The organism is Paludisphaera mucosa (genome assembly GCF_029589435.1).
GTDB classification, from domain to species: domain Bacteria; phylum Planctomycetota; class Planctomycetia; order Isosphaerales; family Isosphaeraceae; genus Paludisphaera; species Paludisphaera mucosa.
Map to the genome: position 1 here is coordinate 572,325 of NZ_JARRAG010000001.1, position 16,381 is coordinate 588,705.

General features: G+C 68.3%; 13 protein-coding genes. 9 read left to right on the forward strand and 4 right to left on the reverse strand.

From position 1 onward, the window contains the following. Positions 1-16 precede the first annotated feature (16 nt). The 9 genes from PZE19_RS02365 (at position 17) to PZE19_RS02405 (ending at position 9,821) form a co-directional block, all read left to right on the forward strand. Positions 17-1,543, forward strand: coding sequence for a mechanosensitive ion channel family protein (locus PZE19_RS02365; RefSeq protein ID WP_277858982.1), 1,527 nt, complete (start codon positions 17-19; stop codon positions 1,541-1,543). A 311-nt stretch (positions 1,544-1,854) separates the two neighbouring features. After that, the gene (locus tag PZE19_RS02370) at positions 1,855-2,499 is read left to right on the forward strand and encodes a (2Fe-2S)-binding protein (RefSeq protein ID WP_277858983.1); all 645 of its coding nucleotides are present in this window, start codon (positions 1,855-1,857) and stop codon (positions 2,497-2,499) included. Between the two features lie 3 nt (positions 2,500-2,502). Next, positions 2,503-4,650, forward strand: a complete 2,148-nt coding sequence (locus PZE19_RS02375; RefSeq protein ID WP_277858984.1) for a xanthine dehydrogenase family protein molybdopterin-binding subunit — start codon at positions 2,503-2,505, stop codon at positions 4,648-4,650. A gap of 3 nt (positions 4,651-4,653) precedes the next feature. Next, complete coding sequence (locus PZE19_RS02380; protein WP_277858985.1) at positions 4,654-5,640, forward strand: FAD binding domain-containing protein; 987 nt, start codon at positions 4,654-4,656, stop codon at positions 5,638-5,640. A gap of 3 nt (positions 5,641-5,643) precedes the next feature. Further along, the gene (locus PZE19_RS02385; RefSeq protein ID WP_277858986.1) at positions 5,644-5,886 is read left to right on the forward strand and encodes a hypothetical protein; all 243 of its coding nucleotides are present in this window, start codon (positions 5,644-5,646) and stop codon (positions 5,884-5,886) included. A gap of 141 nt (positions 5,887-6,027) precedes the next feature. Then, positions 6,028-6,732, forward strand: coding sequence for a DUF1326 domain-containing protein (locus PZE19_RS02390; protein ID WP_277858987.1), 705 nt, complete (start codon positions 6,028-6,030; stop codon positions 6,730-6,732). Positions 6,733-6,834: 102 nt separating this feature from the next. After that, entirely contained in the window at positions 6,835-7,518 is a 684-nt protein-coding gene (locus tag PZE19_RS02395; RefSeq protein WP_277858988.1) for a hypothetical protein, read from the forward strand. An 88-nt stretch (positions 7,519-7,606) separates the two neighbouring features. Next, on the forward strand, positions 7,607-9,154 hold the full coding sequence (locus tag PZE19_RS02400) for a DUF2271 domain-containing protein (RefSeq protein WP_277858989.1): 1,548 nt from the start codon (positions 7,607-7,609) through the stop codon (positions 9,152-9,154). Then, positions 9,099-9,821, forward strand: a complete 723-nt coding sequence (locus tag PZE19_RS02405; protein ID WP_277858990.1) for a PepSY-associated TM helix domain-containing protein — start codon at positions 9,099-9,101, stop codon at positions 9,819-9,821. Before PZE19_RS02400 ends, PZE19_RS02405 begins: the two co-directional genes overlap by 56 nt. Positions 9,822-9,845: 24 nt before the next feature. On the opposite strand, the gene PZE19_RS02410 is transcribed toward PZE19_RS02405, so the two are convergent. From PZE19_RS02410 to dgoD, 4 genes are all read right to left on the reverse strand, one after another. Next, on the reverse strand, positions 9,846-11,489 hold the full coding sequence (locus PZE19_RS02410) for a PPC domain-containing protein (protein WP_277858991.1): 1,644 nt from the start codon (positions 11,487-11,489) through the stop codon (positions 9,846-9,848). After that, positions 11,486-12,805, reverse strand: a complete 1,320-nt coding sequence (locus PZE19_RS02415) for a DUF1501 domain-containing protein (RefSeq protein ID WP_277858992.1) — start codon at positions 12,803-12,805, stop codon at positions 11,486-11,488. The genes PZE19_RS02410 and PZE19_RS02415 overlap by 4 nt, the downstream gene beginning before the upstream one ends. A 42-nt stretch (positions 12,806-12,847) precedes the next feature. Then, a complete protein-coding gene (locus tag PZE19_RS02420) occupies positions 12,848-15,049 on the reverse strand; it encodes a DUF1549 and DUF1553 domain-containing protein (protein ID WP_277858993.1) in 2,202 nt (733 codons plus the stop codon). Positions 15,050-15,197: 148 nt separating this feature from the next. Continuing rightward, a complete protein-coding gene (gene dgoD / locus PZE19_RS02425; RefSeq protein WP_277858994.1) occupies positions 15,198-16,376 on the reverse strand; it encodes a galactonate dehydratase in 1,179 nt (392 codons plus the stop codon). Positions 16,377-16,381 lie beyond the last annotated feature (5 nt).

The window sequence follows — 16,381 nt, forward strand, 5'->3', positions numbered from 1 at the left end:
AACGTAGGCGAGCGACATGCAGAAGACGTTCATGGATAGCGAGATGCTCCGTTGGGGCGTCGGTTTGATCCTGGGCTTCCCGGCGCTGATGCTGATCGTCGGCGAGGTCATCTTCCATCTGGATCGCCGCAAGCACCCCCTGACCTCGACGCTGCGGATCGTCCGCGGGCTGCTCCTGCCGGCCACGGCCGTCTTCCTCACGCTCCAGCACGTCATCCCGGTCGGCCGCGACGACCTGTGGCTCCGGCTGGTCGAGACGGTCATCCTGCTCGTCCTCATCCATGCGTCGTTGTCGCTGTTGAACGTCGTCATCTTCGCGCACGCGACCGAAGGGTCGTGGCAATCTCGACTCCCGCGCCTGCTCGTCGACGTGATCCGCCTGATCCTGGTGCTGGTCGGCCTGTCGGTCGTGCTGTCGATCGTCTGGGGCTACGACCTGGGCTCGCTGGCGACGGCCCTCGGGGTCGGGTCGCTCGTCCTCGGCCTGGCCCTCCAGGACGCCGTGGGAAACGTTTTCGCGGGCCTGCTCCTGATGTTCGAACGGCCGATCACCGTGGGCGACTGGATCACCGTCGAGGGGTACTCGGGGAAGATCGTCGAGATCAACTGGCGGGCCGTCCATCTGGAGACGTTCGAGCGCGTCCTCGTCATCGTCCCGAACTCGGTCCTGGCGAAGGGGGCGATCTCGAACTACGGCCGGCCGACCCGGCTTCACGGCGAACTCCTGCCGTTCCGGTTCAGCGTCTTCGACAAGCCCAATGAAGTCCGGAACCTGCTCGCCGACACGATCGAGGGGGTGCGGGGCATCCTCGCGGATCCGCCCGCCGACATCATCACCGACAGCTTCGGCGACGGCGTCGTCCTGTACAAAGTCAGGTTCTACGTCGAGGACTACGCCGACGTCGAACGAGCCCGCAGCGAATACCTCACGCGCGTCTGGTATGCGGCGAGACGGCTGCGACTGACCCTCGACCATCCCACCCTGTACCACCTGCCCGCCGACCGCGAGGCTCCCCCGTTCCGGGACAAGGTGCCGACGCCCGCCGCCGTGGCGGCGCTCTTCCCCCAGTTCGGCCTCTCCGCCGTCGCCGAGGACGGCCCGGAGTGGAGGGACGTCTGCTTGCGACACTATTCCCCGGGGGAGACGGTCCTCCGCCCGGGAGAAGCGATCCCGGGACTGTTCTTGATCTTCAGCGGCCATGTGGAGCTGGCTGTGCGAAATGAAGACGGGCTCCTCAACATCACCGCCGGCGCGGGCCGCGGCGAATACTTCGGCGAGAAGGCCCTGCTGCCCGGCCAATCCAGCGACTTCTTCGTGGTCGTCGCCGAGGAGCTGGAGGTGTTGGTCCTCCCTTCCACGACGTTGGAAGCGATGCTGGAACGCTCGCCTCGCCTCGCCTCGGAAATCGGTCGCGTGATGGAATCGCGTCGGGCCGCGGCTCTCAGGGCGAGCAAGAGGCCCGTGAATGCGGCCGATCAAGCCTTCGTCCATCCCCGCCGTGAAGACGCCGCTAGGTCCGTAGGCGCTTCCGATCGAGCCTGAGGAGGCCGCCCACGCCTCCGGTCCGCTGGGCCAAGCGGCTGGATTCCGTGACGCCGACTTCCGAACTCCGACAAGGACAATTCGCCCGTCGGCGAGCCTCGATTTCACGGGATCGACGCTCCTCCCCGCGGAGGTCGGCGCCTCCATCGTCGGTTTTCTATGCGACGGATTCGATCTCGCGGCCGGCCGCGACTCTTGGTCTGGAAACTTGCCTCGCGGGCCCCGAGTGTGGACAATGCGCAGCCATTCGTCCGGTGTCATCCCTCGGGACCACGGTCCCGAGGCGGCGTTCAACAGGGGAGGGTGCGTCGATGGCGGAAGACAATGCGAGGCCGCCGATGGAGCAGGGCGGCCATAGCCGGCGCCGTTTCTTGCGGGGGTCGGGCCTCGCGGCCGCCTCCGCCGTCCTGACGGCCCAGGCCACCGCGGTCATCGACGAGGCCGAGGCCCAGGTCGCCGTGGCCGCTCCGAAGGTCGCCGCCGGCGACACGTCGCTGACCCTGATGGTCGACGGCCGGGAGATGAGCTGCACGATCGAGCCGAGGAGCACGCTGCTCGACACGCTGCGGAACCGGCTCGACGTCACCGGGCCCAAGCGGGTCTGCGACCGCGGCAGCTGCGGCGCCTGCACCGTCATCCTCGACGGCGACCCCGTCTACTCCTGCACCACCCTGGCCATCTCGTGCGGGGGCAAGACGATCGAGACCGTCGAGAGCTTCGACACGGGCGAGGACGGCGTGCCCCACGCGTTCCACCAGAGCGACGGGCTGATGTGCGGCTACTGCACCCCCGGCTTCGTCACCGCCTGCAAGGCCTTCCTGGACAAGAACCCCGGCAAGACCCCGACCCTCGAAGAGGTCAAGCGCGGGCTCGACGGGAACATCTGCCGGTGCGGCACGTACATCGGCGTGTTCGAGGCGGCCCTGGCCGCGGCCAAGACGATGAAGGGAGCCTGACCGATGGCCACATGGCCCGAGACCACCCGCCTCATCGGCGCCCGCATCCCCCGCCTTGACGGCATGGCCAAGGCTTCCGGCAGGGCCAAGTATCCCTCCGACATCCGACCCGAGGGGATGCTTTTCGGGGTGATGCTCACCAGCCCCCACGCCAACGCCGTTCTGAAGGCGGTCGACGTCGAGGCCGCCAAGAAGATGCCCGGCGTGAAGGCCGTCCTCGTCGTGGCCACGCCCGGCGAAGCGAAGATCCTCTACCAGGGGCAGGAGATCGCCGCGGTCGCGGCCGAGACCGAGGAGAAGGCCCGCGACGCCGTGAAGGCGATCAAGGTCGAATACGAGGTCCTCCCCCACGTCGTCACCGAGCGGCAGGCCATGGCCGCCGACGCGCCGAAGGCCTTCCCCCGGGGCAACACCCAGGCCGGCCGGGCCCAGAGCCGGGGCAAGCCGGACGAGGCCATGCAGAAGGCCGAGGTGACGATCGAGGGCACGTACGCGTTGCCGGTCATCACCCACGTCTGCCTGGAGCCGCACGGCTTGACCGCCGAGTGGAAGGGGACCGACTCGATCGTCGCCTACGCCAGCACCCAGTCGGTCAGCGGCGTCGCCAACGACCTGGTCCAGAATCTCGGCGTCGAGGCGTCGAAGGTCACGGTGCTCACCGAGGTGATGGGCGGCGGCTTCGGCTCGAAGTTCGGCGCCGACATCTGGGGCGTGTCGGCCGCCAAGCTGGCCAAGGAGGCCGGCAAGCCGGTCCGGATGTTCCTCGACCGCGCCCAGGAGCATCTCCTCGGCGGCAACCGGCCGAGCGCCACGGCCCACGTCAAGCTCGGTGCGACCAAGGACGGCAAGCTCGTCGCCCTGGCCGCCGAGACGCACGGGACCGGGGGACGGGGCGGCTCGAACTTCCCGCTGCCCTACGTCTACCGCGTCGAGAACTCGACACGGTCGCACACCGAAGTCTTCGTCAACTGCGGCGGCGCCCGGGCCATGCGGGCGCCGGGCCACCCCCAGGGGTGCGCGATCATGGAATCGGCCATGGACGACCTGGCCGCCAGGCTGGAGATCAACCCCCTGGAGCTCCGGCTCAAGAACCTGGCCGAGAACGACATGGTCGCCGGCGGGATCAACCGGTCGGACATCTATCGCGACGAGGTGGCCCGCGGCGCCGAGCTCATCGGCTGGGATCGCTGGAAGCCGCGAGGCCGGAACGGGGCGGGGCCGGTCAAGCGCGGTCTGGGGATGGCCCTGCACCAGTGGGGGGGCGGAGGCGCGCAGGACAAGCAGGTCTCCTGCATCATCAGCCCCGACGGCTCCGTCGAGCTGCGGAGCGCGACCCAGGACATCGGCACCGGGGCCCGGACGATCCTGGCGATCATCGCGGCCGAGGTGTTCGGCCTCGAGGTCGGCCAGATCCGGTCCAACATCGGCAACTCCACGTTCCCACCGGGCCAGAGCTCGGGCGGCTCGACGACCACCCCATCCATGGCGCCGCCCTGCCTCGACGCGGCTGTGAAGGCCCGCGACGAGCTGTTCAAGAAGATCGCACCAGGCCTCGACGCCGCGCCCGAGGATCTGTCCTTGAAGGAAGGCAAGGTCCTGGTCAAGGGCGAGGAGAAGCTGACGTGGGCCCAGGCCTGCCGCAAGCTGGGCATGATGCCCATCAGCGTGACGGGCGTCTTCGCGCAAGGCCTCTCGTCGACCGGCGTCGGCGGCTGCCAGTTCGCCGAGGTGACCGTCGACGTGGAAACGGGCGTGGTCCGTCTGAAGAAGATCGTCGCGGTCCAGGACACCGGCCTGATCCTCGACATGCTGACCTGGCGGAGCCAGGTCTACGGGGGCGTCATCGGCGGACTGAACTACGCGATGTTCGAAGAGCGGGTCATGGACGAGCAGACCGGCGTGATGCTCAACCCCGACATGGAGCTCTACAAGCTCGCGGGGGCGACCGACATCCCGGAGATCATCGTCGAGGCGTACGACACCCCGGAGATGCGGAGCCGGGGCGTCATCGGCGTCGGCGAGCCGCCGACGATCAGCACCGCCGCCGCGATCGGCAACGCCGTGGCCAACGCCATCGGCGTCCGCGTCCCCCAATGGCCGATGTCTCCCATCAACGTCCTGAACGCCCTGGCCAAAGAAGGGAAGGCGTGATCGATGAAAGCCTTTGAATACGCCAGCCCCACGAGCGTCGACGACGCCCTGAAGCACCTGACCGATTCCCCCTCCGCCGAGGCGCTCTCGGGGGGGACGGACCTGATCAGCCGGATGAAGGACTACGTGACGAGCCCGGCCAGGGTCGTCTACCTCAAGGACGTGAAGTCCCTCGCCGGCATTGCCGAGCGGCCTCTCGGCCTGGAGATCGGCGCGGGGACGCGGCTGGTCGACGTCGTCGCCAATCCGCTCGTGGCCGAACGCTACCCGGCGCTCCGCCAGGCGACCCTGGAGGTCGGCACGCCCCAGATCCGCAACATGGCCACGGTCGGCGGCAACCTGATGCAGCGGCCGCGGTGCTGGTACTTCCGCGGCGGGTTCGGGCTGCTCGGGCGCAAGGACGGCAAGAGCCTGGTCCGGGCGGGCGACAACCGCTACCACGCGATCTTCCTCACCGAAGGCGACGCCCTCTTCGTCAGCCCGTCGAGCCTGGCCGCGCCCCTCGTCGCCCTGGGCGCCCAGGCCACGATCCTCGGCCCCAAGGGGGAGCGGACGATCCCGGTCGAGGATCTCTATCGTGTTCCGAAGTCGAACGAGGACCGGGAGCTGACCACGGCCCCCGGCGAACTGCTCTTGAAGGTCTCGCTGCCGGCGGCGGGCAAGAACGGTTCTTATGAAGTTCGCCAGAAGCAGTCGCACGACTGGCCCCTGGTCATGGCGGCCGTGAACCTCAAGATGGACGGCGACAAGGTGGGCGACTGCCGGGTCGTCCTCTACGGCGTCGCCCCGATCCCCTGGCGCAGCGCGGCGGCCGAGAAATCGATCCGCGGCCAGGTCGTCTCTCGCGACTCCGCCGCCGCGGCCGCCGTCGCGGCCGCCGAGGGGGCCAAGCCGCTGTCCATGAACGGCTACAAGGTCGCGCTCGTCCGCACGGCCGTGAAGCGAGCCCTTCTCGTGGCCACGGGCGATCGCTACTGGGAGGAGGTCTGAACCATGTCCGACCGCCCGAGCGAAGCCCCGGCGACGGAACGGCCCCAACTGGGACCTCCCTGCCGGTTTCTACGGAACAAGGGGATGTACGTCTACACCGACGACTCCTCGAGCGACCATGCGTCCGATTACGACAACACCATTTTCTGGTGCCAGAAGACGTTGAAAGACCTCGGGCCGGACGACGGATTCGTCGGCCGCGAGGACTGCCGCGAAGTCGGCAGGCCCTGCTACGAATCGGAGTAAGTGTCGGATTTCGATCCGCCCCTGGACCGTCCGCGTATAATCACGCCGGAGAAATCTCAGCTTGCCGTTAGGCCGTCGTCGACCGTCTCTCCATTGTTGACATTCACGTGATCCATCCATGATGGTTTGAGGAGTCGAATCATGCTTGCCGGCACGCTTGCGACGCTCGGGTGTCTTATGATCGCCGCCTCGCCCGACGCGAATCGGGTCAAGGGAGATTACGTCGAGGCCCGCACCGCCGACGTCTACACCGGCCCCTGCTTCTCCAACGCCGAGATCTTCATCACGGGCCATCAGGCGGTCATGGCCTGGAAGGTGACCGAAGGTTCTTGGGACGGCGTGACGCTGGACGGACTCTCGGTCGCGGCCGCCGTCGTCGGCTCGACCACGTTCTCGGAGGATGACGTGAAGGCCGCTCGATCCGTCCTGCTGGTCGATAAGAAGGCCACCTCCGCGCAGCGCAAAGCTCTCATCGCGATGGCGACGGCGCTCGGCGGCGACCGCCTGAAAAACGTCGTCGCCGTGCGGGACACGACGCTCGGCGTCACCGTCGAGGAGCACATGGACTCCGTGGCGGACGCCGACGCCCGCCATGATGCCCATGGGATGCCCCACGCGCCGGTCGGCCTCCTCTCGGCGCCCGGCCTGGCCGAGATCCTCACCCGCTCCCTGGACGAGGGCGACCACTTCTGCGGGAACGAGACCGTCGCCTACGCCCCCCTCTCGCTCGGCGTCACGGCCCTGCCCGCCTACACCCTCCGCCACAAGTACACCGGCGGCGAACTCGACACCCGGTGGAACGATCCGAACTGCCGGAGCAGCTTCGTGGGCCATTTCGCCTATTGAACGCGGAGAGGCGAGCCTCGTCTTCGACCCTGGGGCGACGCCGGCGGGCCTCGCCCCGGGGGAATCCCACTGGCCTTGGTCCGTCACGAGTTGAGGGTCGGAATGTCTTTGAAATATCTGATGGTCCTCGCCCTGGCGGCGACGACGGCGGCCGCGGCGGACGAGCCCTACAAGATCGAAGCCTTGAACGAGGCGCCGCCGCAGGAACTCGCGCCCGGCGTCAAGGGGGTGCTCGACTCGCAGGGGTTCCGCGTCGTCGATCCGGAGGGGCGACCCTTGGTCGACGTCTGGCTTCGAAAGGGGACGCCGGCCACGGCGAAGCCGGCCGGCCCGAAAGGGGCTGTGCTCTATCCCGTGCTGACGGAAGGTGAGCTGATCGGGGCCGTCAAGTTCGCCGCCGAAGGCCACGACTACCGCGACCAGCCCGTCGCGGCGGGGGTCTACACCCTGCGTTACGGGCTCCAGCCGGTGAACGGCGACCACCTCGGCGTGAGCGTGAATCGCGATTACGCACTCCTTCTGCCGACGGCCAAGGACGCCGATACGGCGGACCTGCCTCGGAAGAAGCTCGAAGAGCGCAGCGCCGAATCGGTCGGGACGACCCACCCCGGGGTGCTCTTGCTGCTGGCGCCGCCTGACAAAGGGACGGAAAAACCGACCATGGTGAACGACGCCACGCTCAACACGTGGGGAGCGGTCGTCTCGCTGCCGCTGAAGGTCGAAGGCGAGGCGGACTTCGTCCCCTTGTCGGTCCAGCTCGTGCTCGTCGGGGCGAAGACGGATTGACGCCGGGTCGTCCCTCGACGGGGTGCCCCCGCGAGCTGGCCGACGACCTGGACTATCGCTTTTTCGATCCTTCGACGGGAATCCATTGATGTCACGTCGAATTGCGATGGGCGTCCTCGTGTTGGGCCTTTGGGCCGGCCGCGCCACGCTTGCGGCGGACGACTACCTTTTCGCCCACGACGACGTCATGGGGACCTCGCTCGAGCTGAGCGTTCGGGCCTCCGACGCCGCAGCCGCCCGTCGGGCTGAAGGCCGGGTGTTGCGAGAGATCGACCGCCTGGCGGCGATCCTCAGCAACCACGACCCGGCGAGCGAGTTCCGACGGTGGCAGGCGGCCCCCGTCGGCCCTTCGAAGGTGTCCCCCGAGTTATGCGAGGTGCTCGCGCTGAGCGATATCTGGCGCGAGCGGACCGGCGGGGCCTTCGACCCCCGAGTGCAGGCCCTGACGAGTCTCTGGTCCGAGGCCGCCCGGCAGAACCGGCCCCCGTCCCGCGAAGAACGGGATGCTGCGGCGAGCCGGTCGACCGACGCCGCCTGGAGGCTCGATCGAGCCGCGGGGACCGCCGAGCGTCTCTGGGCCGGCCCTCTCACCCTCGATGCAATCGCCAAGGGGTATATCGTCGAGCGGGCCGGCCTCGCGGGGCTGGCGGGCGACGCGACGGTGCGAGGCCTCATGCTCAACGTCGGAGGCGACCTCAGGGTTCTGGGCGAGACGCCGCGAGTGATCTCGATCGCCGGGCCGCAGCTCGGCTCCGAGACGAACCCGCCCATCGCCTGGGTCGAGGTGAAGAACCTCGCGGTGGCCACGAGCGGCCGGAAACATCGCGGCTACCAGATCGGCGGCCGTTGGTTTTCCCACATCATCGACCCCAGGACCGGCGATCCGGCGTCGGCCGTGCTCGCGGCCACCGTGATCGCCCCCAGCTCGGCCGACGCGGACGCCCTCGCCACGGCCCTGAACGTGATGCCGCCCGAAACCGGGATACGTCTGGCCGCCTCCCTTCCCCAGGTGGCTTGCCTGATCGTCGACGCCGAGGGGGGCCTCCATCGCAACGCCGCATGGCGGACTTACGAGCGGCCTGCTCCCGCCCCGCCCACTCCGACCCTCACGGCTTCGCAGAAGGCGGCCGCGAAGGGAGGAGACGAGGACTGGGGACGCGACCACGAACTGCTCGTCCGATTCGAGATCAACCGGCCTCAGGAAAGGGGTCGATATCGCCGGCCGTACGTCGCGGTTTGGGTCCAGGATGCAGATGGCGCCCCGGTGCGGAACCTGCTGCTGTGGGTCTCGATGGGCGGACCCGGCCCCTTCGAGTGGCTGCCCGACCTGAAGCGATGGTACGCCGACGACCGGGCCCGGACGAAGCTCAACCGGACCGACCCGTTCCAGGTCGCCCAGCCCACCCGGCCGCCCGGCGAATACTCGGTCGCCTGGGACGGCAAGGACGACAAGGGCAAGCCGCTGAAGCCGGGCGAATACACGATCCTGATCGAGGCCGTGCGCGAGCAGGGCGGTTACGGGCTCATCCGGAAACAGGTCGTGGTGGGCGGCGATCCATTCGTGAAGGAATTGAAGGGGAATGACGAGATCAAATCGGCCTCTCTCGAATACCGACCCAGGAAGGCCGAACGATGATCGGGAACCCGCCTCGGGACCTCTCTCGGAGGGGACGGCGCGACCACAGGCCGGTCGCCGAGCGGGGCTCAAGCTCGCCGCGTTCTCGCGATGGTTGCACACCTATCTGTCCATGTTCGGTCTCACGGTCGTCCTTTTCTTCAGCCTGACGGGCATCACGCTCAACCATCCCCGTTTCTTCGACGACGGGATTGCGACGAGCCGCGAGGCCGAAGGGCGCGTGGCGGCCGAATGGGTCGACGCGAGCGGTACTGATTCGGACCCGGGGGCCGGGATCCAGAAGCTCGAAGTCGTCGAACATCTGCGCCGGACGCACGGCCTGCGAGGCGCCCTCGCCTCGTTCACGACGGATGAGGACGAGTGCGTCGTCACGTTCAAGGGACCGGGCTACTCGGCCGACGCCTTCATCCGCCGCGCCGACGGCCGTTACCGCCTCACCGAGGAACGTCGAGGCGTCGTCGCGGTCCTCAACGACCTCCACAAGGGCCGCGACGCCGGTCCCGTGTGGTCCGCGCTCGTCGACGTTTCGGCTGCGCTGACGGCCACGGCCTCGCTCTCGGGCCTCTTGCTGCTGTTCTACATCAAGCGACGCCGCGCGACGGGGCTCTTTCTCGCCCTGGTCGGCGCCGCCGTCCTGGCAGCCGCCTTCCTGCTGGGCGTGCCGTAGGTTCTCCGGCCGCCATCCCGGACTTCAAGGCTTGATCTCCGCAGGCTTGGCGAGGATCGTGATCCAGGGACGGTCGGTCTCGGCCTCGAAGCCCGCGATCTTGGCGAGGGCGGTCCGCTGGAACTTGCCGTCGACGGAACGTCCGACGACCCGGAACGGGCCGGAGGCGGGGGGGCCGTCGCTCCGGATTTCGAGAGTCACGGACTTCGCCGAGTCGTCGGCCGGGCGCGACCTGGCCGTGGTCGCCGCGACCCCCGTCGGAAGGTCCTCGGCCGTGACGTCGATCTCCCCGTCGAAGCCGTCCTTGCGGGCGACCGTCACGACGACGCTCGCCTTCGCCCCCGAGGCCGCCTCGACCCGATCCGCCTGGAGCGTCAGGGCGAAATCGGGCTCGGGAGCGATTATGCTCAGCAGGTACGCATGATGTGGCCCGCCTCGGCCGTTCAGGTCGCGGACGACCAATCGGACGTCGCCGTCGGCGGGGGGCGTGAAGGTCAATTCGGGATCTCGGGAGTCGGCGGCGTCGTCGCTCTCGGCCAGGATCTTGCCATCGGCGTCGAGAACTTGCAGGACCGCGTCGAGAGGCAGCCCGAAGGTCCGCGACTCCACTCGAAAGACGCGCGACTCGCCTTTCTTTACCGCGACTCGATAGACGTCCCGATCGCCCGGGGGGTCGACCTTCCCGCTGACCGAGCTGCGATCGGGCAGCGCCTGAGGCTCGTCCTGCGTGCTGGGCTCAATCTCGACCAGGGCGACGCCGGCGACGCGACGCACCTCGGCGGACCCTTCCGAGGACGCGTGCGTGAGAATGCGGCGGCCGGGTCGTTCGTCGGACGGAACGACCAGGATGGCGTCGGAACCGGTGAGATTCGGCCCGACGGCGGCGATCGTGGCGGGTCCTTCTCGGGAGACGGCCAGAGGGAAGGCGTGCTCGATGAATCCGCCGGTCGTGAGAGTGAGGCGATAGATGAACGCCTCCCCCCCCGCGAATCGGATGCTGCTGTCGGGCGTCGCCGGGAAGGCGAACAGGCGGACGAGATAGGTCCCCTTCGCGGGGGCCTCGAAGATGATCCGCGGATCGCGACCGACGGCGTCGTCGTTCTGGGCGAGCACGAAGCCCTCGGGCGAGACGACCTGCAGCACGCCGTCCATCGGCGAGCCGAGGCGGCGGCCGGCCTCCAGGTCGGCCGCGAGGGTCTGCCGTCGGTCCAGACATACGGAGTACCCGTCGACGTCGCCGGTCTTCGAGAGCCGCCCGTTCACGGTGGTCTGGGCGTGCTCGATCGATTGGGGACGACGCGGGTCGTCGTTCGGCTCCGTCTCCATCGATTCCGGAATTCCGCCGACGATGAAGGGACGGAGGCTCGTCACCCCTTCCTCGTCGTAGACCCGCAGCCAGCGCACTCCGCGCTCGGCATCTTGGCCGACCTGGATCGTCAGTTGCCCCTTCTCTTCACCAGGCTTGACCGAGAGCCCAGGGCCTTCGGTCCAACACTGGACGGGCCAATGATCGAAGGTCCCCGACATCGTCACGGTGAGAGACTGCCCTCTCGATGCCCCGGCCGGGAATAATCCGGTCAGCGCCGGCGGCTTGGCCGCGGCGTCCGAGGGGCTCGCGACCAACGTCGCGATCAGGGACGTCGCGAGGACCAGCGAGCGACGACTCATCCCATCAACTCCCGGATCGGCGTGGGATCGCTGACCAGGTAGGTGGGCCGTCCGCTGGGCGTGAAAAGGATCTTGCCGGGATCGATCCCCAGCTTCGCATAGACGGTGGCCACGAAGTTCTCGGGCGACAGCACGCGTTCGCTGGCGGCGTATCCTCGGGAGTCCGTCGCGCCCACGACCTGGCCGCCGGGCGTGCCGCAGCCCGCGACGAGCACCGACATGGCGTTCGACCAGTGGTCGCGGCCCGCGTCCTTGTTGATCTTCGGGGTCCGGCCGAATTCCCCGAGCGCGAGGACCAGCGTGGAGTCGAGCATCCCACGCTGGTCGAGGTCCTGGATGAGCGCGGTGATCGAGGACTCGAAGGCGGGCATCCGATTGTCGAAGCCGTCGAAGAGCGAGACGTGGTGATCCCAGCCGCCCTCGTTCAGCGTGACGAACGGGACGCCGGCCTCAACGAGCCGCCGCGCGAGCAGACAGCGCTGGCCGAACGAGTTTCGCCCGTAGCGATCGCGCAGGCGGGGGTCTTCGACCGTGATGTCGAAGGCTCGCTGGGCCTGATGCGACGCCATCAGTTCGTAGCCCTGGTCATAATATTCGTCGAGCGCCAACGCGGGATCGCCGGCCGCCTTCTCGGCGAACCGTTTGAGGTGGTCGAGCCGATCGCGGAGGCTGCGTCGGCCGTCGACGCGGGTGCCGCCGAGGTCGCGCGGCGGGGCGACGTCGCGGACGCGGAAGCTCGCGGAGTTGGGGTCGTCGGGAACGACGAACGGGGCGTATCTGGCCCCCAGGAAGTTCGGCCCGCCGGAACGCAGCATGCTCGGGATCGAGAAATAAGAAGGCAAGCCTCCCCCAGCGCCGCGCTCATGCGCGGCGACCGAGCCCATGCTCGGATGGAAGCTCACGAAAGCTCCGCAGCCGACGGGGATGCGAGGAGGAGCGCCTGTGACCATGTAGTGGTTGCCCGCCCCGTGGTTCCCCTGGTCGTGCCGGATCGACCGGACGATCGCGAGCTTGTCCGCGATCGACGCCAGGCGTTTCATCGGCTCGGAGAACCGCATGCCGGGGACCGAGGTCTCGATCGCCTTGAACTTCCCCCGGATCTCGGCCGGGGCGTCCGGCTTGGGGTCGAAGGTCTCGTAGTGGCTGGGGCCGCCGTCCATCCAGATCAGGATGCAGCTCGTCGGCCGAGCGCCCGGGATCGCCGCCCGGCCACGAGCCCGAAGGGCGTCGATCAAGCCGCCGCCCATCAGGGCGCCCAGGCCGAGCCGGAGGCAGTCGCGTCGCGTCGTCGATTCGCAATTCCGGGTGATGGCCATGGTCTCGCCTTCGTCAGCGTGGGCTTCGTGCGGTCGGTCGGCTCAATCTTTGAATACGAACTCGGGGGCATTCAGCAGCGCCCAGAGGAGGTCTTCGACGGCGCCGAGGCGGTCCCTCTCGGGGTCCCGGAAGAGCGACTCGCCGATGCCCCTCTCTTCCCGGCTGGGCAGGCGGCTGTAGGCGAGCAGATAGAGCGTCTCGACGATCGCTTCGGGCGGATCCCCCCCCTTCGCGATCGCGGCGACCCGGCCCTCGTCCGAGGTGAGCTTCGCATGAACGCCGGGGGAATTCATCAGGTGGAGCGCCTGGACGACCGCCGTGTCGCTGGTCCGCTCGCATGGCGGATCCTGGTTCGGATCCGGCCTCCCGAACGTGTCGAGGAAGAGCGAGGGGACCCGATTCGTCCAGATCGTCGAGGCGCGACTGCGTGGGGGCGCGGCGTCGAAGACGTCGGGGACGCCGGTCACGTCGCTGATCGCGTCCAGGAGGACTTCGGCCCGCAGTCGCTGACGGTAATAACGGGAGTAGTTCCGGGTGTCGGCCATGTTTCGGTCGTTGGGCTCGGAGCTGAGCCCGTAGACCCACGAAGCCGTGATGGTCCGGATCAGGTGTTTCAGGTCGTAGGCGTGATCGCGGAAATCGTCGGCGAGGGCTTCGAGCAGCGGCCCGTTGCTGGGCGGGTTAGTCGCTCGGATGTCGTCGACGGGATCGACGACGCCCCGTCCCATCAGGTCCGCCCAGACGCGGTTGGCCATCACCTTCGCGAAATAGCGGTTGTCGGGCGAGGTCATCCAGCGGGCGAGCGCCTCGCGCGGGTCGGATTCGGGATCGGCGTCGAGCGGCGCCGAGCCGAAGAGCGGTTTGGGCGGCAGCACCTTGCCGGTCAGCGGGTGAGTGACCGAGCCGGTCTTGCCCGTGAAGACGAATTCCTCGCTGCCGGAGATGGGTGGTGAGAGCCCGGTCCCCTTGCGATCCACGCGGGCGAAGAAGGCCGCGAATTCGTAGAACTGCTCCTGCCCCCACGACTCGAACGGGTGGTGATGGCACTTGGCGCAATCCAGCCGGATGCCCAGGAACAGCTGGCTGACCACGGGGGCGATCTCGATCGGTTCGCGATGGTCCCGGAAGATCGTCGCGGGACCTTGCTCGAACGTGCCGCCTCGCGCCGTGACGATCTCGCGCACGAACTGGTCGTACGGCAGGTTCCTGCGGAACACGTCGCGGATCCAGCCGTCCAGATTCAGGACCGCCTTGATCCCCACGCGGTAGGGGTTCGGGCGGAGCAGGTCCATCCACTTGTTCGCCCAGTGATCGGCGAATTCCGGTCGTTCGAGCAGCCGATCCACGAGGCGGGGGCGTTTGTCCGGGGACGGATCGTCGAGGAAGAAACGAGCTTCTTCGGGAGTCGGCAAGCGGCCGATCAAGTCGAGGTAGGCGCGTCTCAGGTACTTCGCGTCGTCGGCGGGAGGCGAGGGAGTCAGGCCCAGCTTTTTGAGCTTGGACCAGACGTGGCCGTCGATGAAGTTCGACCGAGGCAGCGCGTCGTAGAACGTCGCCGGGACCTCGCCGGGCAGGGGGATGGACACGTCGCAGTTGGCGAACAGGCCTTCGTAGCGGGCCGAGATCGTCGCCTCGCCCGCGAACCTACCGGCTTTCACGCGGCCCTGAGGGTCGACCGCGAGGATGGTCGATTCGCTGGAGCCGTAAGCGGCCAGGTGCGTGACGTCTTCGGTCGTCCCGTCGGAAAATCGGGCGGTCACGCGAAGCTCGAACGATTCGTCGCGTTCCAGCCTGCGCTCGGCCGGCTCGACGACGACGCCCTCCAGCTTCGGCGCCTCGGCCGCGGTCCGAGGAAGTCCGGCCTCGATCCAGCGGCGGAGCGTTTCGTAAAAGGGCCCCGACGGGTCGATCCGGCGGCCTCCGCCGTGGGGCAGTTCCGCCGTGGCCTTCTGCAGGAAAAGGCTCTGCTCGGGCCGGGCTCGCAGGATGCGGCGTCCGCCGGCCTCACGCGCGATCGCGACGTGGTCGAACTCGGGGTCGAAGCCGAGCAGCGAGAGCTTGAAGCCGTTCTGGCCGCTCGCCTTGCCGTGGCAAGCCCCGGCGTTGCATCCCGCCCGGGTCAAGATCGGCTCGACGTCCCGCTCGAAGGTCACGGCGATCGAGGGGTCGGTCCCCGCCGTCGCCGACCTCGACAAGCCCTCGGTCGCCAGGAGGGCCGCGAGACAGAAGGTTACGACACGCATCCTGATCGCCCCGATCGACTTGGAACGCAACCTTCACGTGGGCCGATTTTAGCCGCCACCGCGTGCTCCTTCAACAATTATTCGACAACCGCCCTCGCCTCCGACCTCGACCACAGATTCCGACTCGGGCGGCGGGCGGGGCCCCGCTTCACCAATCGCCGACGCTGCCGTCGCGGTAGAAGGTTCGCAGCAGGACCTCCTGCTCGAAGGGGTGTTTCTTGATGGCTTCCTCGTCGATCTCGATCCCCAGGCCGGGGAGCGTGTTGGGCAGGACGATGCGCCCTTCGGGCACGATCGTGAAGCCCTCTCGGACGACGTCCGAGCGCCAGGGCACGTCGTCGAGGACGGCCTCGCAGATGATGTACGAGGGGGTGGCGAAGCCGAATTCGAGCGAGGCGGCCGTGCTGACGGGCCCCTGCGGATTGTGCGGGGCGAGGGCCACGCGATACGCCTCGGCCATCGCGGCGATCCGCCGGGCTTCGGAGAGGCCCCCGCAGTGGGTGATGTCGGGCTGGAGGACGCTGCAAGCCCGGCGCTCCAGCAGCTCGCGGAAGGCGTGCTGCGAGACGAGGCGTTCGCCGGTCGCGATGGGGGTCGAGACCGCGCGCTGGATGAGCGCGATGTCCTCGATCGTCTCGGGCCAGCAGGGCTCTTCGAAGAAGTAGAGGCCGTAGGGCTCGAGCGCCTTGGCGAAGCGCATCCCCATGCGAGGGGAGGGGCGGGCGTGGCAGTCGACCATGATGTCGATGTCGTCGCCGACCGCGTCGCGCATCGCCTTGACGCAGGCCTCGGCGTACTTCAAAGGGCGTAGGCCTTCGAGAGGCATGGTCTCGGGGACGGCCATCGACTTGAAGGCGGTGAAGCCCTGCGCGACGGCTCGTTGGGCCAGGTCGCCGAAGCGCCGGGCGTCGGCGGGGTCGGTCTGATAGAAGTCCTCCATGCGGCCGCCGCCGAGGTGGCAGTAGAGCCGGATCTGATCGCGGACGGCCCCGCCCCAGAGCTTGTGGCAGGGGACGCCGTGGATCTTGCCCACGATGTCCCAGAGGGCCAGGTCGATGCCGCTGACGGCGGTGCCGCGGACGATGCCGTTGCCATGCCAGAAATGCTGGCGATACATCATCTGCCAGAGGTGCTCGACCCGCGTCGGGTCTTCGCCGATCAGCAACTGCGAGACGTCCTCGATCGCTCCGACCACGGCGCGGGTGTGCCACTCCAGCGTGGCTTCGCCCCAGCCGTGCAGGCCGGGCTGGTCGGTCTGGACCTTGACGAAAACCCAGTTCCGCATCCGCGCGTTGCAGACGAACGTCTCGATCTTGGTGATTTTCATGGAAC